Below are 1,826 nucleotides of genomic sequence, written 5' to 3'. Positions count from 1 at the left end.
GGTCGGCCTCGATGACCGGCGCGATGAACGCGCCGCTGACCGCGCGCGCCGCCTCGACCTCCCGGCGGAACCGCTCGCGGAATCCGGCCTCGGCGGCCAGCGCCGGCCGGACGACCTTGATGGCGACCGGCCGGCCGCCCGGCGACGTGCCGAGGAAGACCTGACCCATGCCGCCTTCGCCCAGCCGGGCGATCACCTGGTGGCCCCCGACGTTACGGGGATCGGCTTGGCGCAGTGGTTCCATCGGTGGCTCCGTCTGTGAGCGAGGGCAGGGTGGAGACGGCGAACAGCTCCTTGCCGAAGGTCGGCAGCGCGGAGTGCAGCCCGTTCGGGCCGGGGCGGCGGCCCCGGCAGGCCGCCAGCCGCCGGTTCAGGAGGGCCAGGTCGGCGCGCGTATTCGGTGGCGTCGGTGTGCGGGCGGATCTGTCCGGTGGGCATCGGTGTGGTCCGGTTGGTGCAGGTGGAGGTGTGTTCTGGGGAGGCGTTCGCTGCGGCCTCGATTTTGCGTGGGCGGATCTGTCCGGTGGGCGCCGGTGTGGTCCGGTCGGCGTAGGCCGAGGTGCGTTCCGTGCGGGCGTTCGCTGCGGGCTCTCGATCTGGGGGCTCCAGATCATGTCGAAGTCGACCGCCTCGCCGGCGCACGTCTCGTCGCGGCCGTCGTCGGAGGACAGGGGCGGCGGGGGCACGCCGTACACCGGCGCCGCGAGCGGGAAGGCGCCGGTGATCAGCACTGGCAGCCGGGGAGCGGGCGGTGACGGGTGACACCGCGGCGGGAGGAACCCGCGTCACGCCGCCCGGGGACCGGGCGGCCGCGGGTCGCGGTACAGGCACTGTGGATCGGCTCGGCTTCTCTTCGACGGGAACTCGCCGTGACCGTAGCGACGCGGGGGATCGGCGGGCCGCCAGAACGCGCACCGGCCCTCGCCATTTCGCGCGGACGCCCCGTCGCCTCGGTAGGGCCGAGGCGACGATGGGGTCAAGAAGATGGGCGCTTGTCGTCTTCGTCCGGGTCGACGGCGGGGAGGGCCGCCGTCTCGTCGAAGGCGTCCTGCGCGGGTTCGCCGCCGATGTCGTCCAGGTCGCTCTTGCCGACGGACTCCCAGTTGGTCATGTCCTTGAGCCGGTCGAAGCCGCGCCGGATGCTCTCCCAGCTCTCGTCGGCGAGCGGAGTGCCGACGTCGGAGGAGGAGTCGAACGGGGAGTCGTCGCTCAGCGGGTCGGGCTCCGCGGCGTCCGCGACGCGGGAGTCCTGGTACGCGGACGTGCGGTGGCCGTTGGTCTCGGCCGGGTCGCGGGGCGGCGGCTCGAACGGCTCGAACGGGGTGGCGGGCGGCGGAGGCTCGGGCGCCGGTGGAGTGTCCTGCGCCTCCGGCTCGCCGGGCGGCCGGTCCGAGAAACCGGTGGGCGACGAGGTCTCGGCGGGCGGACGGTCCCAGGACCCGGTGGACGAGGAGTCGGCGGGCGGCCGATCCCAGGACTCCGCGGGCGAGGAGGAGTCGGCCGGAGGCTGGTTCCACGACTCGGCGGACGGCGTCGATCCGGCGGGCGAGCGGTCCCACGAGCGCTCCGCCGGGGGGAGCCCGTCCCAGGAGCTCTCCGCGGGGGACAGCCGGTCCCATGACGGCGTCTCGGGCCGGTCCCAGGAGGGTTCCGCGGGTGGCCGTTCGTCGTGGCCGGGTGGCGGTGTCTGGGGTCGGGGGCGGTCCCAGGCGGTTTCGTTCGGCGCAGGGTCCCAGGAGTCGGCGGGCCTGCGGCGGTCCCAGTGCGGGGCTGGTGGTGGCGCGTCGGTTGGTGCCTGGTCCCAGAGGGGGGCGTCGGTCGCGGGT

Annotated in this window: 2 pseudogenes; both read right to left on the bottom strand. The window is 74.8% G+C overall.

The features are described 5' to 3' along the window. Positions 1 to 244, bottom strand: a pseudogene (locus ACFFNX_RS40815) (serine/threonine protein kinase); the annotation flags it as partial. A 732-nt stretch (positions 245 to 976) separates the two neighbouring features. Then, a pseudogene (locus tag ACFFNX_RS40810) lies at positions 977 to 1,826 on the bottom strand (hypothetical protein); the annotation flags it as partial.

This window comes from Actinoallomurus acaciae (assembly GCF_042429965.1).
GTDB lineage: Bacteria > Actinomycetota > Actinomycetes > Streptosporangiales > Streptosporangiaceae > Actinoallomurus > Actinoallomurus acaciae.
The sequence above is the reverse complement of the archived record's forward strand: the minus strand, read 5'-3'. Positions and strand labels throughout refer to the sequence as shown.